14 protein-coding genes are annotated in these 15,338 nt (G+C 65.3%); 4 read left to right on the forward strand and 10 right to left on the reverse strand.

Translation table 11 applies throughout. From position 1 onward, the window contains the following. Positions 1-45: 45 nt before the first annotated feature. Genes rapZ through KVF90_RS08525 form a run of 4 tightly spaced genes read right to left on the reverse strand, consistent with a single transcriptional unit; the run spans position 46 to position 3,773 of the window. Positions 46-969 carry an RNase adapter RapZ gene (gene rapZ / locus KVF90_RS08510; protein WP_264394420.1) on the reverse strand — a complete coding sequence of 308 codons (924 nt, stop codon included), beginning with the start codon at positions 967-969 and terminating at the stop codon, positions 46-48. Continuing rightward, the gene (locus KVF90_RS08515; protein WP_319641060.1) at positions 966-1,481 is read right to left on the reverse strand and encodes an HPr kinase/phosphatase C-terminal domain-containing protein; all 516 of its coding nucleotides are present in this window, start codon (positions 1,479-1,481) and stop codon (positions 966-968) included. Before KVF90_RS08515 ends, rapZ begins: the two co-directional genes overlap by 4 nt. After that, complete coding sequence (locus KVF90_RS08520) at positions 1,448-3,010, reverse strand: sensor histidine kinase (protein WP_264394421.1); 1,563 nt, start codon at positions 3,008-3,010, stop codon at positions 1,448-1,450. The genes KVF90_RS08515 and KVF90_RS08520 overlap by 34 nt, the downstream gene beginning before the upstream one ends. Next, positions 3,003-3,773, reverse strand: coding sequence for a response regulator transcription factor (locus KVF90_RS08525; protein ID WP_264394423.1), 771 nt, complete (start codon positions 3,771-3,773; stop codon positions 3,003-3,005). Before KVF90_RS08525 ends, KVF90_RS08520 begins: the two co-directional genes overlap by 8 nt. A gap of 324 nt (positions 3,774-4,097) precedes the next feature. Between KVF90_RS08525 and KVF90_RS08530 the strand changes: the two genes are divergently transcribed. Continuing rightward, entirely contained in the window at positions 4,098-5,711 is a 1,614-nt protein-coding gene (locus tag KVF90_RS08530) for a phosphoenolpyruvate carboxykinase (protein WP_264394424.1), read from the forward strand. Between the two features lie 76 nt (positions 5,712-5,787). Continuing rightward, on the forward strand, positions 5,788-6,117 hold the full coding sequence (locus tag KVF90_RS08535) for a hypothetical protein (protein ID WP_264394427.1): 330 nt from the start codon (positions 5,788-5,790) through the stop codon (positions 6,115-6,117). Between the two features lie 14 nt (positions 6,118-6,131). Here KVF90_RS08535 and KVF90_RS08540 read toward each other — a convergent pair whose 3' ends face one another. The 4 genes from KVF90_RS08540 to KVF90_RS08555 form a co-directional block, all read right to left on the reverse strand. Beyond that, the gene (locus KVF90_RS08540; RefSeq protein ID WP_264394428.1) at positions 6,132-7,700 is read right to left on the reverse strand and encodes a DUF1570 domain-containing protein; all 1,569 of its coding nucleotides are present in this window, start codon (positions 7,698-7,700) and stop codon (positions 6,132-6,134) included. A gap of 111 nt (positions 7,701-7,811) precedes the next feature. Then, positions 7,812-9,437, reverse strand: coding sequence for an FAD-dependent oxidoreductase (locus KVF90_RS08545; protein ID WP_264394430.1), 1,626 nt, complete (start codon positions 9,435-9,437; stop codon positions 7,812-7,814). A gap of 203 nt (positions 9,438-9,640) precedes the next feature. Further along, positions 9,641-11,491, reverse strand: a complete 1,851-nt coding sequence (locus tag KVF90_RS08550) for a DUF885 domain-containing protein (RefSeq protein ID WP_264394432.1) — start codon at positions 11,489-11,491, stop codon at positions 9,641-9,643. 54 nt (positions 11,492-11,545) lie between these two features. After that, complete coding sequence (locus tag KVF90_RS08555) at positions 11,546-11,947, reverse strand: DUF3597 domain-containing protein (RefSeq protein ID WP_264394434.1); 402 nt, start codon at positions 11,945-11,947, stop codon at positions 11,546-11,548. 110 nt (positions 11,948-12,057) lie between these two features. Between KVF90_RS08555 and KVF90_RS08560 the strand changes: the two genes are divergently transcribed. Next, positions 12,058-12,270, forward strand: coding sequence for a hypothetical protein (locus KVF90_RS08560; RefSeq protein ID WP_264394436.1), 213 nt, complete (start codon positions 12,058-12,060; stop codon positions 12,268-12,270). Positions 12,271-12,297: 27 nt separating this feature from the next. Here KVF90_RS08560 and KVF90_RS08565 read toward each other — a convergent pair whose 3' ends face one another. Together KVF90_RS08565 and KVF90_RS08570 are read right to left on the reverse strand one after the other, a co-directional pair. Beyond that, on the reverse strand, positions 12,298-12,984 hold the full coding sequence (locus tag KVF90_RS08565; RefSeq protein ID WP_264394437.1) for an energy transducer TonB: 687 nt from the start codon (positions 12,982-12,984) through the stop codon (positions 12,298-12,300). Between the two features lie 460 nt (positions 12,985-13,444). Then, positions 13,445-14,101, reverse strand: a complete 657-nt coding sequence (locus KVF90_RS08570) for an alpha/beta hydrolase (protein ID WP_086734251.1) — start codon at positions 14,099-14,101, stop codon at positions 13,445-13,447. A 188-nt stretch (positions 14,102-14,289) separates the two neighbouring features. Here KVF90_RS08570 and KVF90_RS08575 point away from each other — a divergent pair, with 188 nt between their 5' ends. After that, positions 14,290-15,285 carry a cysteine desulfurase family protein gene (locus KVF90_RS08575; RefSeq protein ID WP_413677026.1) on the forward strand — a complete coding sequence of 332 codons (996 nt, stop codon included), beginning with the start codon at positions 14,290-14,292 and terminating at the stop codon, positions 15,283-15,285. Positions 15,286-15,338 lie beyond the last annotated feature (53 nt).

The raw sequence follows: 15,338 nt of genomic DNA on the forward strand, positions 1-15,338 counted from the left end.
GACAATGCACGCGTTTGCATCGATCGGTGACTTTCCGGACCGGGTCTAGCGACGTTCGCGTTCAATGGCGTCCGCCGCCCGCGAGCCCAGGTTGCGGTGCCGGACAGTGGGGGAAAATCCCGCCGCGCGCAAGGCCTCAGCCATCCGCTCGGCGGTGAAGACCGAACGGTGTCTCCCGCCGGTACACCCGAATGCGACGTGGACGTAGGGTTTGCCCTGCGCCGCATAGCGCGGGAGGAGGAGGAGAAGCAGATCGCGAATCCGTGCGAAGGCATCGGCAAAGGCAGGATCGCGCTCGATATGTTCGCCGACAGGCGCGTCCTGACCGGTCTGCTTGCGCAGTTCCGGCACCCAGTGCGGATTGTCGAGAAAGCGCATGTCGAACACCAGATCGGCCAGCGGCGGCATCCCGCGCGCGAAGCCGAAGCTCGATAGCGTCAGGGTCAGCGCGGCTTCGCGGCTTTCCGGCGCGAAGAGCTCGCGTATGCGGCCCTGCAGGTCGTTGCTGGTCAGCGCCGTGGTGTCGATCATCACCTCGGCCCAGCGGCGCAAGGGTTCGAGCAACTCACGCTCGGCAGCGATTCCTTCCAGCACCGGACGCCCCGCGGCCATCGGGTGACGGCGGCGGGTCTCGTTGAAGCGGCGTTCCAGCTCACCCCCCGCGCAGTCGAGGAACAGGAAGGTCAGCGCGATATCGGGCCGCCCCGCGAGGTCCTTCATCAGCGCGATGATGTCACCCGGCACGAAACCGCGGGTGCGCGAATCGAAGCCGATCGCGAGCGGGCCGCGTGCTTCATCAGGCATGGTGACCAGCCGCTTGAGCATCCGCACCGGGAAATTGTCGATCGTCTCCCAACCGATGTCTTCCAGCACAGCGAGCGCCGTGGATTTGCCCGCACCCGCCATGCCGGTGACAAGCAGCAGCTGGCGCTTGTCGGGATGCGGGGGAAGGGCGGCGGGCTCGCTCATGCCGGATTATCTGGCGCGTCGGCGCAGGAAAGGGAAGCCGGTTTGAACGCGAGGCCGTGAAGGCGCAGCGCCGCTTCAGCGCGAGCGGCAGGGGCGATTGCTCCCGGATCGAAGGCGAGCACCGGCACGGCCACCCCGGCAATGTGCCTGCGGGGAAGGGGCGTTTCAGGAAGGCGATCAGGCACGGGGCCGCCGAGGCAAAGGATCAGCGCGACCGGCGCGGGCGGAGCGACGGCCACGCGGACAAGCCCAACGCTGCGCACCTCGATCAAGCCGGCAATGTTGGGCGGCGGGCTGGCGATGAGGCACTCGCCCTCCCGCATCAGCGTCACCGCATCATCGCCAATCAGGCCTGCGCCGCGATCGATCAGCGCCAGCGCGAGGCTTGATTTGCCGCTGCCCGGTGGCCCTTCTATCAGCAGCGCGTGGCCTGCGATCACTACTGCGCTGGCCTGCATCACCACAGGGGCGGGCGAAGTCACGGCGCGGCCGGCAGCGTCAGGCGCAGGCACGCGCCCTCTTCACCATCCCGGCGCCCTTCGGCTGTCAGTGCGCCATCATGCGCCTCGGCAATCGCGCGGCCGATGGCGAGACCAAGGCCGGAGTGGTTGCCGAAGCTCTCGCCCTCGGGTCGGTCGGAATGGAAACGGCGGAACACGTCCTCGCGCCGTTCGGGGGCGATGCCGGGGCCTTCGTCGCAAACCTCGGTGATGATGTGACGGCCGGCCTGGCGGATCGACACGCGCACCACACCCTCGGGCGGCGAGAAGGAGACCGCGTTGTCGATCAGGTTTTCGGCCACCCGTTCGAGCTGGGTGGGCACGCCCATGACGCGGTTCGTGCCCCCGCGCGCGGCATCGAGTTCGATCCGGCGCCCGCCGTTCATCCCGCGATCCTCGCGACTGCGGATGATGTTTTCGAACAGGTCGGCAAGATCCACCCGTTCCAGCTTGGCGCGGCTGATTTCGGCATCGACGCGGCTGGCGGCGGCGATTTCGGTGACGAGCCGATCAATCCGGCGCACGTCATGGGCGGCGATCTGGATCAGCTCGGCGCGAAGGGCCGGGTCTTCGACGCGGGGCAATGTGTCGACCGCGCTGCGCAAGGACGCGAGCGGGTTCTTGATCTCGTGCGCAACATCCGCGGCGAAGCTGTCGACCGCGTCGATCCGCTGGCGCAGCGCGCCGGTCATGTCCGAAACCGCGCGGGCGAGCAGGCCGATCTCGTCGCTGCGCTGCGGCAAGCGCGGCACTTCCACTTCGCGGTCGCGCCCCTGCCGCACCCGCACCGCCGCACGGGCCAGCAGCCGCAACGGCGTGACGATGGTGCGCGCAAGAAACAGCGAGAGCAGCGCGGACGCCGCCATCACCAGCAACATCGCCACAAACAGCGTTGTGCGCGCGGCGCGGACGCTTTCGGTGATGTCGACCGCGTTGCGCACGGTCAGCAGTGTCGCGCCCTGTAAGCCGACCGGTACGGCGGCGGTGATGACCGGAGTGCCGTCGCTCCAATCGTAGAGCCGCACCTGCGAAAGCCCGAGTTCGCGCGCGCGCGCTAGTTCGGGCCAGGCATCGGCCTCCTGCGCTTCGGGCTCGTCATAATCCTGCACCGCTTCGGCGCTGACGATCGTGTCGACCGTGCGATCCAGCCAGCGCGAAAAGCGTTGCTGCCAGTCATCGTCATTGATGTCGTTGAAGCGGAATGAAGGTTCGGCCAGTGCGAAGCTATCGGCCGTCAGCCGCCCTTCGGCATCGAACATGCGCAGACGCATGCGCTGTTCCTTGCCGATCTGTACCAGCAGCGCTTCCTGCCGTTCGCGGCGGGCCCCGGCGAGCGCCTCGGCGGTGATCTGCGCCTCGATCCGGGCGAGCTTGAAGCGTTCGTTGATAAGCTGGGTGCGATAGCTGTCGAGGTAGAACAGCCCGCCGCCCATGATTAGCAGCGGCAGGATGTTGACCGCGAGAATGCGGCCCGTCAGCGCAAAGCGGCCGGTTGCGCTCAGCTTTTCGCCGCCCCCGCCGGCGCGCTTGTCGTCAGCCATCGGTGAAGCTGTAACCCGCGCCATAGAGCGTATCGATGGCGTCGAAGCTGTTGTCGACGACCTTGAACTTGCGCCGCATCCGCTTGATGTGGCTGTCGACCGTGCGGTCGTCGACGAACACGTCGTCGGGGTAGGCCGCGTCCATCAACTGGTTGCGGCTCTTGATAACGCCGGGCCGGATGGCGAGCGCTTCAAGGATCAGGAATTCGGTCACGGTGAGGCTGACCGCCTGTCCGTCCCACGTCACCTGATGGCGCGCGGGGTCCATGAACAAGCGCCCGCGGACGAGGCTGGCGGGCGCGGATTCGGTTGGCAATGCTGGGTTGCCAGCGACAAGCGGCTCGGCCCGGCGCAGGATCGCGCGGATGCGGGCAATCAGCAGACGCAGGCTGAACGGCTTGGCGATGTAATCATCCGCTCCCAGTTCCAGTCCCGCTTCCTCGTCCTGTTCGTCATCCTTGCTGGTGAGGAAGATCACCGGCAGCGGCGAGTGCGCGCGCAGACGGCGCAGCAGTTCCATCCCGTCCATCTTGGGCATCTTGATATCGAACACGGCAAGATCGGGCGGATTGTCGAGCAGCGCCTTCAGTGCGGTTTCACCATCGGAATAGAGGCGCGTGGCAAAGCCTTCGGCCTGCAGCGCAATCGAGACCGTGGTGAGGATGTTGCGATCATCATCCACAAGCGCGATCTGGAGCTTGCGCGCATCTGCCCCTGCACTGTCGGGCAGAGCGGGGGCAGGCTCGGTAGTGCTGTCGGACATGGGCTTCATCCTCTCTGCCGCCGCGCTTCCATGCTGCGTGGGTAGCGCCATAGGCTGCTAACCGCAATCGCCAGCGCAGCCTGGCAAAGCGGGGGTTGGCCGCCCAGCACATTTGCTATGTCGCAGCCGGTTTGACGCGGGCGGAGTCGCAAACTAAGGCGCGGCTCGAGGGATCGACTGAACGCACAGGCGCCAATCCGCCCAAGGTTGCATACGTATGCGCAGATGCTACGGAACGTAACGGAAGGCTCGCGGATTCGCCGGTATCGACTGGCCGAGCCCTTTGACCGCTTTTGCCCTGCCGCATCGCCCAGGAGATGTAAGTTGACCTCGCTCGCAACCCCGCTGGCCGCCCAAAATCTTGCCACCCGCGCCAAAATCCACGCCAATCTCGGCACTGCTGCGCTGGTGGAGCACGCGCTCGCCAAGGGTGAGGGCAAGCTGACCAAGCACGGCGCACTGCTGGTCGAAACCGGCAAGTTCACCGGCCGCAGCGTGAAGGACAAATACATCGTCCGCGATGCCGAGACCGAGAACACGATCAACTGGGGCACGGTCAACCAGCCGATGAGCGAAGAACACTTCGCCAATCTCAAGGCTGATTTCCTCGCGCACCTCGAAGACCGCGAAGAACTTTACGTCGCCGATCTGTTTGGCGGCTCGCAGCCCGAATACCGCGTGAATGTGCGCGTCATCACCCAGATGGCTTGGCACAACCTGTTCATCCGCACCCTGCTGGTGCGCCCCACCGCGGACGAGCTTGCCAGCTTCGCCCCCGAATACACCATCATCAACCTGCCCAGCTTCAAGGCAAACCCCGAACGCTACGGTTGCCGCAGCGACACGGTGATCGCGGTGAGCTTCACCGAGAAGCTTATCCTGATCGGCAACACCGAATATTCGGGCGAGATGAAGAAGGGCGTTTTCGGCCTGCTGAACTACCTTCTGCCCGCGCAGGGCGTCATGCCGATGCATTGCTCGGCCAATATCGGCGCGGACGGCAAGAGCGCGATCTTCTTCGGCCTGTCGGGCACGGGCAAGACCACGCTGAGCGCCGACGCCAGCCGCACGCTGATCGGTGATGACGAGCATGGCTGGTCGGACACGGCGGTCTTCAATTTCGAAGGCGGCTGCTACGCCAAGATGATCAACCTCTCGGCCGAGGGCGAGCCGGAAATCTACGCCACCACCAAGATGTTCGGCACGATCCTTGAAAACGTGGCGATGGACGAGGACACCCGCGAACTCGACTTCACGGATTCGAGCAAGACCGAGAACACCCGCGGCGCCTACCCCATCGAGTCGATCCCCAACACGAGCGAAAAGAACCTCGGCCCCGCGCCGTCGAATGTCATCATGCTGACCGCGGACGCGTTCGGCGTGCTGCCTCCGATTGCGCGGCTGACTGCGGATCAGGCGATGTATTACTTCCTCAGCGGCTACACCGCCAAGGTCGCCGGCACCGAAATCGGCGTGACCGAACCGGAGGCGACCTTCAGCACCTGCTTCGGCGCCGCCTTCATGCCGCGCCATCCCTCGGTTTACGGTAATCTCCTCAAGGAGCGCATCGCCAAGGGCGGTGTGGAGTGCTGGCTGGTCAACACCGGCTGGACCGGCGGCAAGTACGGGACCGGCAGCCGCATGCCGATCAAGGCGACCCGCGCGCTGCTCAACGCCGTGCTTGATGACAAGATGGACGATGTCGAATTCCGCAAGGATCCGAACTTCGGCTTCGACGTGCCGGTGCATGTGCCGGTGCTGGCCGAAGCCGGGATCGACCAGACCATCCTCGATCCGCGCAGCACCTGGGCCGACAAGGCCGAATATGATGCGACCGCGCAAAAGCTGGTGCAGCTGTTCATCGATAACTTCGCGCAGTTCGAAGCCCATGTCGATGAAGGCGTGCGCCAGGCCGCGCCTGCACCCGTGGCTGCCTGATAGACTCGCGTCTTACGCCATGATGTCGTAACCTTGCCGGCGGAACACATCGTTTCGCCAGCAAGGGATAAGACTCATGAGCATTCTCGACGGAATCCTGAAGAACATCGGCGGCGCGCCCGATGATGTGGTGAACCTCGCGGCGAAGATCGGCATCGATCCCAAGATGGCCGAGACCGCGATCGCGGCGTTGGGCAAGACCCATCAGCTGGATGGCGACACAGTGACGCTGGCGGCGGAAAAGACCGGGATGTCGCCGGATATCCTCAACCAGATCGTCGCAGCCGTGGGCGGCGAAGGATCGCTGAGCAACTTCGCCTCGATCCTCGACCGCGATGGTGACGGCAACCCTGCCGACGACATCATGGACATGGCCAAGGGCCTGCTGGGCGGCGGCAAGAGCTGAGACCGGCGGGGAGTTTACTCCGCCGCTTCGGGCTCCGACGCTTCGGGCGAGGTGGCAGCGCCTGCCTCGCCCATGGCCGCGCCAAGATCGACCGTCATTCCTTCTGTGGATTCGGCGAGCGTCGCGATCAGCTTCTTGGCCTGCTCTGCCGCGCCGCCCCCATGCGGGTTGGCGGCAACCGGGGCAAGGAAAGTCCGGGCAATTGCGAACTTGCCCTCCTTGATGAGCATCATCCCGGCATTCAGCTGCAAGCCCTGATCGAAGGGCGCCAGCCGTGAGGCGTGCTCCAGCGCAGCGCGTGCGTTCTCCGGCGGCTTGGCACCGCGTTCGGCATAGCTGCGGTAATAGTAGATCAGCGGCAGGGGGTGATCGTTCTCGATGGCGTTGAGCGCCTCGAACGGCTTCATCGCCGCCGCATAGGCTTCCTTCTTGTCCTCGGCCTCGCCGGCCTGACGGAACAGGGCATAGCCCTTCTGCACATAGGCATTGGTGCGCGAAGGATCGGCGGCAATCGCCGCATCGGCGGCAGCGATGGCCTCGGCATCATTGCCCGCATCATATTCCGCCTCGGCCAGTGCGGCGAGCACGCCCGGATCGCCCGGATACTTCGCGGCCACGGCGCGCGCCTCGATGAGCAGTTCGGCGGCCTCGGTATCGTTCACACCGCGCTGCGAGCGGATGATGATAGGCATCATCGCAGCCTCGCCCGGAGGGAGCTTGCGCAGGGACATGGGGCTGCCAAGGCTGAGCTTTTCGGGCGGCAGCACCAAGGTCATCATCTTGCGCGAGCGAAGATAGGTGCCAAGCTCGCGTTCCAGCACGTCGAGATCGCCAAAGGCATCCTCGCCCGCTGCGAGAGGGGGCATCGCGTTGAAGAGGTTGACCAGATACTTGCCCAATTGGCCGCGCCGCTGTTCCGAGAAGGTGAGGTAGTGATACAGCAGCCAGCTTTTGCCGTAGAAGGCGTCATAACCCTTGCCACGTTCCTTCTCGTAGATCGCAGGGTCCAGCAGTTCGCGGACGTGCACCGGGTCGGCAAACACCAGTTCGGCCCCGCGATGCTGCGCCGGGCGGCCAATCAGCAGACTCCCGTCCGCGTTGAAGCCCGCCGCCGCGAAGAACTCCGCCGATCCCTCGCTCAACCAGCGCGGCTGGGCAAACCTGGATGACGAGATCAGGAAGTGGTGCGCATATTCGTGCAGCATCACGATGGTCGAGAAATGCGGATAGCCTTTGGTGTTGCGGATATCCTGCACGAAGGCACGGCTGCCGCCTGCACGCGGGATGTAGAAGCCGCCGACATAGCGGTTGCCGCCCGCCAGCTCGCGCATATCGCGCTGCCCGCCAACAACAAAGATCGTCACGCGGTTCGAGGGACTGGGCTTTTCGAGTTTTGCACTGAGGACATACGCCATCGCGCTGTGATAGCGTTCGAGGTTCTCGGCGAACTTGCGGATGTCCGCTTCCTTGTCGTCGGCATAGATGACGAAGTGGTCGCTTGAAGCCTCGTACCATTCGGCGCGCGCGGGGATCGCGATCAGGGCGAGCGCGGCTGCGAGAAAGCGGAAAATCGCGGTCATCATGGCGTGCATCCCCCAGCGCGCCCGGCCTGCGATGCCCGGACGACTGATGCCAGCATATTGGCTTTTTGTCGGGATGCCAGAGGCTTGCGACGAATTGCGGGAGCGGGAATTTTACCCCTCTGCGGGGCGCGTGTCCTCGAGATATTGCCAGATGCGGCTGACGACGACTGATCCTTCGCCCACCGCGCTTGCCACGCGCTTGACCGATCCGGCGCGCACATCGCCCACCGCGAAGATGCCGGGTGCGGTGGTGGCGTAATCATCTCCCTTTCCTGCCGCCGCGCCAGTCAGGACGAAGCCCTTGGCATCGGTCTCGGCAAGGCCGGACAGCCAATCGGTGTTGGGCGCCGCGCCGATCATGATGAACAGCGCGCGGGAATCGATCCGGCGCTCGCTGTCCTTGGTCTTGAGCGTGATCCCTTCGAGCCACGTGTCACCATGCAGCGCGGTGACTTCCGAATGGTAGTGGATGGTGACGCGCGGATCGGCCTCCAGCCGCTGAGAGAGATAGCTCGACATGGACGCGGCAAGGCTGCCGCCGCGCACCACCAGATGCACATGCGCCGCCGCACGGCTGAGATACATTGCCGCCTGACCCGCCGAATTGCCGCCGCCGATCACCACGGCCTCGGTCTTCGCGCAGAAGCGCGCCTCCATCTCAGTCGCGGAGTAGAAGATGCCTGCGCCTTCCAGTTCCTCCAGCTTGTCGATCGGCAGGCGGCGGTATTGCACCCCCGTCGCCACCAGCACCGCGCGGGCGCACAGTTCGTCGGCATCATCCAGCGTGATGCAATAGGCCCCGTCCTCGCGCCGCGACATCGCCTCGACCCGGCGCGGCATGACGAAACGCGTGCCGAACTTCATCGCCTGCACCTGACCCCGCCAAGTCAGATCGGTGCCGCTGATCCCGGTGGGGAAGCCCATGTAATTCTCGATCCGGCTCGATGTACCGGCCTGTCCGCCGACGGCCGTATCCTCGATCACCAGCGCCTCGATCCCCTCGGACCCGGCATAGACCGCTGCCGCCACGCCCGCAGGCCCGCCGCCGACAATCACGAGGTCGTAAGTGCGGCGCGAACAGATATCGAGATCGAGCCCGAGATATTGCGCCACCTTGCGCGGGGTCGGGTCCTCCAGCCGTGTGCCGGTGCCGAGGATCACCGAAGGCTCGTGCTTGATGAGGGTGCAGACCTTGACCGTCTCGGGATCAGCTCCGTCGAGGTCGTAAGACTGGAAGGGGATGCGGTTCCTCGACAGGAAGCGCTCGACCGCCTGCACCGCCGGATCGCGGTCGGCGCCGATCACCTTGACCGCGGCATTGCCCAATTCGAACTGTTTCCGGCGGCGTGCGGCAAAGACGGTGATGAGGTGGTCGGAAAGCTCCGGAACCCGGCTCATCAGTTCGAGCATCGCCTCGCGCGGGGCCTCGATCACGCGGGTGTCCCTTGCGGCGCGCATCTTGAGGTAATTGGTGCCGCGGTTGAGGAAGGCGATTTCGCCCATGAACTGGGTCGGCCCGAGCGCGGATTTGAGCAAGCGGTCCCCGGTGTAGGGGTTCACCACCTCGATCTCGCCTTCGAGGATATAGACGAACCTGTCCATCGGCTCGCCAATCTCCATGACGATGGAGCCTGCGGGGTAGAATTTCTCGCCGCCGATATCGCAGATGGCATCGACATGGGCGGGCGCCAGCGGCACCCGGCGCATGGTTTCAAGATCTTGTCCGAGCGTTTCCATGCTGCCCTCCTGCTTACCGAAGGTTGCAAGATGGGGTCAGGGGCGGGGATTGGGAAGGGGGCGAATATCGCCCCCTCCTCTTCAGAGGAGGAGGTTGGGGGTGGTGGCGAGCGAAGCGAGTGCCATCAGCACCACCCCGCTGCGACTTGCCAGCAAACTGGCAAGTCTCGCGCCCCTCCTCTGAAGAGGAGGGGGAAGAATGCCTATCCCTTTGCCCCCGCGATGTAGCGGCTGACGGTGTTTGCCATCACGGAGAGCGGCGCGTTGCCGCCCAGCACCACGGCGGTGTTGAAGGCCTTGAAGTCGTAGGCCCCGCCCAGCTCGCTTTGCGCCCGCGCGCGCTGGCGGACGATTTCGCTGTGGCCGATCTTGTAGCCGCAGGCCTGCCCCGGCCAACTGCAATAGCGATCGACCTCGGAGGCGACTTCCTCGACCTTCGATCCGTTCTCCTCGACGAAGAACTGGCGGCCCTGTTCGCGCGTCCAGCGCTTGGAATGGAGGCCGGTATCGACCACCAACCGGCAGGCGCGGAAGGCGAGCGATTGCAGGTAGCCAAGCCGCCCGACCTTGAATTCGTCATAGGCGCCCAGCTCGTCCGCCAGCTGTTCGGCATAGAGCGCCCAGCCTTCGGAAAAGGCGTTGAAGGCGAGGATCGAACGGATCAGCGGCAGGCGGTTGCTGAATTCGCCCTCCCACACGTGGCCGGGAATGCTTTCGTGGAAGGTGAGGTCGGCAAGGTCGTACTTGCGGTGCAGATCGGTGGTGCGCAGGTTGATCCAGAAGCGCCCGGGAATGCTGCCGTCCTTGCTACCCGCCCCGCCGTAGGCACCCGGCGCGCCGGGTTCTTCGGCGAGCGGCAGGCGGCGGACCTCCAGCGGCGGATCGACCAGCTTGTTGAAAGCGCGCGGCATCTGCGATTTGATCCACGCAACGCGGTCATTGATGAAGGAGAATATCTCCGCCCGGCCCGGATCGCCCTCGGCAAATTTGTAGCGCGGATCATCGGCCAGCCCGCGCATCCGCTCGCCGACGGAGCCCTTGGTGTAGCCGATCTCGCGCAGGATCGGGTCCATGCGCCCGTGCAGCGTGCGCAGTTCGTCGAGGCCCTGCTGATGAATCTCGTCAGGGCTCATGCGCGTCGTGGTCGAAGCGCGGATTGCCCAGTCGTAATATTCCTCGCCGCGCGGCTGCGACCACACGCCCGCTGCATCCTTGGCGGAGGCGCGCTGGACCTTGAGTTCGGCCAGCTGGCGTTCGAGCGCGGGCACGATCCCGCTGGCAACGATCCGCTCCGCCTGTCCGGCGGCGACCTGCGCGCCGTCGATCGTGGCGGCGGTCAGCGGCCCGGCATAGCTTTCGGACGTCCCCTTGATGCTGGCTTCCATCTGCGCGATTGCCTTGTCGAGCAGGAAAGCGGGCGGCACGAGCCCTTCGCCGCGCGCTTCGCGGATGCGGGCCAGCTCGCCATCGAGGATCGCCGGCACTTCGGCGAGGCGGCTCATGTAAGGACCGATATCGCCCGCATTGTTCAGCGGCTGGGTCGAACCGAAGAAGCGCGGCATGTCGATATAACCGCCGACATTCTGGATCACGACATAGGGCGCGTTGCGCCAGCTGCCCACGGCCACATCGCCATAGGGCAGGGCCATGCCCTCAAGCGCGCTGGTGAACGCCGTTTCGACCACTTCGAAACCGATCTGCTGATCGCTGGTCAGGCCGTCCTTGGGATAGGCGCGGACCTCGGCGACCAGTTCCTTGAGCGTCGCGGCATATTCGCTGCGCCCCGCCTCGCCCGGCGTGCCGAAGGTGGAGCGCCACGCGGCATATTCACCGGTGTCCACGCCCAGCCCGGTGGCGCGGCCCGGTTCATGCGCGAGCATCCGGTAGGCGACACGCTCAAGCGCGGCATCGGGATCGAGGCCTGCCAGCGATGCCGAAGCACTGCCCGGCGACGGCGTTGTCGCAGCGCAGGCGGGCAGCAGGGCAAGGGCGGAGGTTCCAGCGAGACCGGCAAGGGTCTGGCGGCGGGTGAAATCGGCGGTTTTCTCTCTCATGGCCACGATTTGAAGGTGTGCCGACGCCGAGTCAATGACGCCGCACACCGCCAATCAGTCGCGCAGCATGTCCGGCATGTGACCGCCCTCGGCCGCGAGCATGTTGAGCACCGCGTGGTGCAGGGCGATGTTCTGATCGGCGGTGCCGGTGTAATCGGTCATGCCCAACTCGTCGGCGAGTTCCTTGCGATTTTCGAAGCTCGGATCGACGCCGACCAGCTTCATCAGATCGACGATAGAGGTGCGCCATTCGAACTTTTCCGCGCCTGCCATGCGGCTGATGCGATCGGCCATCGCGGCCTCGCTGATCGGGTCAAGCGCTGCGGGAGCGGCGGGTGCTGCGGTGGCGACAGGCGCAGGCGAAGGGACTGGCCGCGGCCCGGCGGGCTTGACCTCTGCCTTGTCCTTGTCCGAACCCCAGATCGCATTCTTGATTGAACCAAAAATTCCCATCATAGCCTCCTCGTGCCGGCTGGCCCGGTACATACCGGGGCAGGGGCACGGATGTTCCGGCGCGATGCGGGTTTTGTCCCGACCGGCGGACAAGCAGGAGCCGTTTTTTCGCCATGACCGATATCGTGCTTTCGATCGTGATGCTCGCCGCGCTCGCGCTGGTGGCGGGGGCGTTCGTGCTGTGGCGGCGCACGGGCGAGGCGAAGAACCCTGCGCTGATGGTGCTGCTGGCGGTGATCGCGGTGATCAACGTGTTGATCTGGACCGTGCCGACCGAAGGGGGTCAGGCCCCGATCGAGCAGATCAAGACCGCCGGAGAAGGCTAGGCGGTAGCCCTCCCCGGCGGAACTCACTTATTCGGGTATTCTCCAGGTTACGCTGCCCGAATAACTCCCCGCGACCGGCTTGCCGCTGCTGTCGCGGGCCGCAGTGAAGCGGGCGCGCTCGGTCACCAGCTCGCAGGTCGCCGCGTCGAGCGGGGCGTGCCCGGTGGAGCGGGTGATGGTGCAACCCGCCACCTTGCCGCTGGCATCAATGTTGAGCGTAAAGGCGGCGCGGCCCGCCATGTCCTCGCGGATCCAGCGTGGGCGGTAGTCGTCATTGGTCACCCACTTGCCGGTATTGCCGCGCGGCACTGCGCCGACCGGCTTGAAGGGAGAGGCACTCGGCGCGGGGCCGGGGATGGTGAATTCGACCGGGCCGGTGCCGCTGAAGTCGCCGGGACCGGTGTAGCTGGGGACCGGATCGCCCATGCCCAGATCGACCGGCAGGTTGGTCGGCCGCGAGGTCGTGGGAGGCGCGGTAACCGTCGTGGTGGTTGCTGTTTTGCTGTCGGGCTGCGGCTTGTCCGGTGTGGGCGGGGGCGGCGGGGGCAGGACGGTGTCGGTTATCGTCTCGCCCTTGAGGCGGGGCTTGTCGGGCACGGTAACCACCGTCACCGCAAGGCCGACCACCAGCAGCGCGCCGAAGGCACCAGGTATTCCCAGCGCTCCGGCAAGCGCGGCAGGGTTGGGACGTCGATTGGCAGAAGCATAGGTCATGCAGGGGCTCCTCTCTCCATCATCGTGGGAGCAGTGGCCGGAGTGCAGATGACACCAACGCTGTGAGCACAAACCCTCCGGCCCTGCTCACTCGCGAGAGTACTATGATTTTTGCTAGGGGCGAAGAACTTTCGCGTTGTTTTTCAGGACTGTATTTTTTGCAACCAAATCGGTAGAGAAAGGTAAGCGAAAACAAACGCTCAACCCTCAGGCTCAGCGAAGCATTTGGTGGATCATGTCGCTCAGTCCCGGGCTTGACCCGGGGCTCAGCTATCTTGTGGTCGTAATGAGGAGCGGGGCCCCGGATCGGGTCCGGGGCGGGGGCTATGGAATATTCTGGTTCGGCCCGCCAACGGACGGGTCGCAAGCGCGACCGCGCGCCCGCAGGCGCTGAAGCCCGCAGGGCTTGAAGCAGCGCCGAGGAACGTGCCCGCGGAGGCGGGCACGCACACAAACAGCCTTACTTAATCGGACAATCCGGGCTCAGCCGGAAATCGAGGTAATTGTCGACCGAGCGCATCAGTTCTTCGAGCTCGTTTTCGAAGAAGTGGTTGGCGCGGGGGATTTCCTCGTGGTGGATGGTGATGTGCTTCTGGGTGCGCAGCTTGTCGACCAGCTTCTGCACCGCATTGGGCTGCACCACCGTATCGGCCGCGCCCTGCACAAAGATGCCGCTGGCGGGGCAAGGCGCAAGGAAGCTGAAATCATACATGTTGGCGGGCGGCGCGACCGAGATGAAGCCGCGCACTTCGGGGCGGCGCATCAGCAATTGCATCCCGATCAGCGCGCCGAAGCTGTAGCCCGCAATCCAGGTGCTCTGCGCTTCGGGGTGGATCGACTGCACCCAGTCGAGCGCACTCGCCGCGTCGGACAACTCGCCAATGCCGGAATCGAACGACCCCTGCGAACGGCCCACGCCGCGGAAGTTGAAGCGCAGCGTGGCAAACCCGCGATCCGCGAAGGTCTTGTAGAGGCGCTGCACGATCCGGTCGTTCATCGTGCCGCCGCCTTCGGGGTGCGGATGCAGGATCATCGCCACAGGTGCGCGCGGGCGCGGCGGGGGCGAGAAACGGCCTTCAAGGCGGCCTTCGGGGCCGGGGAAGATGACTGAGGGCATCGGTAGACCTTGTGATCGAGGAGCCGCACTACGCCGGGTGGCGCGCGCGAAAGCGGGCTCTATATAGGGTGCGATGGTATTTTCGCAATTTTTTGTCGCGGCGGCTGTGCGGGTGACTGCAAATGGCTGAGCGGGTCTACCTTGACCACGCGGCCACCTCGCCGCTGCGCCCCGAGGCGAAGGCTGCGATGGAGGAGGGGTTTCGCATCTGGGCGAACCCGTCCTCACCCCATGCCGAGGGCCGCAAGGCGAGGGCCGCGCTGGAGGATGCGCGCGAGCGGATCAAGCGGGCTCTGGGGTGGAGCGGGGAGCTGATCTTCACCAGCGGCGCGAGCGAGGCGGCGCTCCTCGCCTTCGACAATGCGACGGTCATTCATGAGGTGGTGAGTGCGGTCGAGCATGACGCCATCGGTCAGTTCGAGAAGAACCGAGGTGTGCCTGTCGTGGAAGTCGGACCTGACGGCCGGGTTGACCTGAATGCGCTCTCGGCGGCCGCAGCACCATCTTCAATCGCTGGTGACGATTGGGAGAACCGCACTCTCGTTGCCGTCCAGCACGTCAATTCCGAAACGGGGACGCGCCAGAACATCGGGCTGGTGGCTGAAGTCGTTCACGACCAGCGTGGCCTGCTTCTCGTCGACTGCGCACAGAGCGCGGGCAAGATCGAGATACCCCAGCTTGCCGACATGGTGATTGTCTCGGCGCATAAGTTTGGCGGCCCGATTGGCGTGGGTGCGCTGCTGGTCAAGGACTTCAAGATGCTCAAGCCCGTCGGAGGGCACGAGCGCGGCTATCGGCGCGGCACAGAGAACCTGCCGGGTGCGCTCGGCATGGCCGCAGCGCTTGAGGCGGGCGCGTGGGCGACCACGCCGGAGAAGCGCGTGGCGTTTGCGGTGCAAGTCGCCGGCCATCGCCTGACCGTCGGTGAACCGGTCGATTACATTATCGCACTGACCCACCCCACCATCAGCGCGCAAGCTCTCCTGATCCGGCTCGACGCGATGGGCTTTGCCGTCTCGGCAGGGAGCGCGTGTTCGTCGGGCACCTTGAAGAAAAGCCGGGTGCTCGACGCCTTCGGCGTGCCCGATGATGTCGCGGCGCGCACGATCCGGGTGAGCCTGGGGTGGTCGACCACACCCGAGGATCTGGAGCGGTTTGCCGAGGCTTGGGCTTCGCTATGCTGAACCCCACCCCCCGTCCCGGGCCTGACCCGGGACCCAGCTGTCTTGATCCCCGA

The sequence above is a fragment of the Porphyrobacter sp. ULC335 genome (genome assembly GCF_025917005.1).
In the GTDB taxonomy this organism is placed as follows: Bacteria; Pseudomonadota; Alphaproteobacteria; order Sphingomonadales; family Sphingomonadaceae; genus Erythrobacter.

Coding starts and splice junctions, on each gene's coding strand:
- rapZ (WP_264394420.1), bottom strand. CDS start 969: ATGAGCGAGCCCGCCGCCCTTCCCCCGCATCCCGACAAGCGCCAGCTG.
- KVF90_RS08520 (WP_264394421.1), bottom strand. CDS start 3,010: ATGGCTGACGACAAGCGCGCCGGCGGGGGCGGCGAAAAGCTGAGCGCA.
- KVF90_RS08525 (WP_264394423.1), bottom strand. CDS start 3,773: ATGTCCGACAGCACTACCGAGCCTGCCCCCGCTCTGCCCGACAGTGCA.
- KVF90_RS08535 (WP_264394427.1), top strand. CDS start 5,788: ATGAGCATTCTCGACGGAATCCTGAAGAACATCGGCGGCGCGCCCGAT.
- KVF90_RS08540 (WP_264394428.1), bottom strand. CDS start 7,700: ATGATGACCGCGATTTTCCGCTTTCTCGCAGCCGCGCTCGCCCTGATC.
- KVF90_RS08545 (WP_264394430.1), bottom strand. CDS start 9,437: ATGGAAACGCTCGGACAAGATCTTGAAACCATGCGCCGGGTGCCGCTG.
- KVF90_RS08550 (WP_264394432.1), bottom strand. CDS start 11,491: ATGAGAGAGAAAACCGCCGATTTCACCCGCCGCCAGACCCTTGCCGGT.
- KVF90_RS08555 (WP_264394434.1), bottom strand. CDS start 11,947: ATGATGGGAATTTTTGGTTCAATCAAGAATGCGATCTGGGGTTCGGAC.
- KVF90_RS08560 (WP_264394436.1), top strand. CDS start 12,058: ATGACCGATATCGTGCTTTCGATCGTGATGCTCGCCGCGCTCGCGCTG.
- KVF90_RS08565 (WP_264394437.1), bottom strand. CDS start 12,984: ATGACCTATGCTTCTGCCAATCGACGTCCCAACCCTGCCGCGCTTGCC.
- KVF90_RS08570 (WP_086734251.1), bottom strand. CDS start 14,101: ATGCCCTCAGTCATCTTCCCCGGCCCCGAAGGCCGCCTTGAAGGCCGT.
- KVF90_RS08575 (WP_413677026.1), top strand. CDS start 14,290: ATGGAGGAGGGGTTTCGCATCTGGGCGAACCCGTCCTCACCCCATGCC.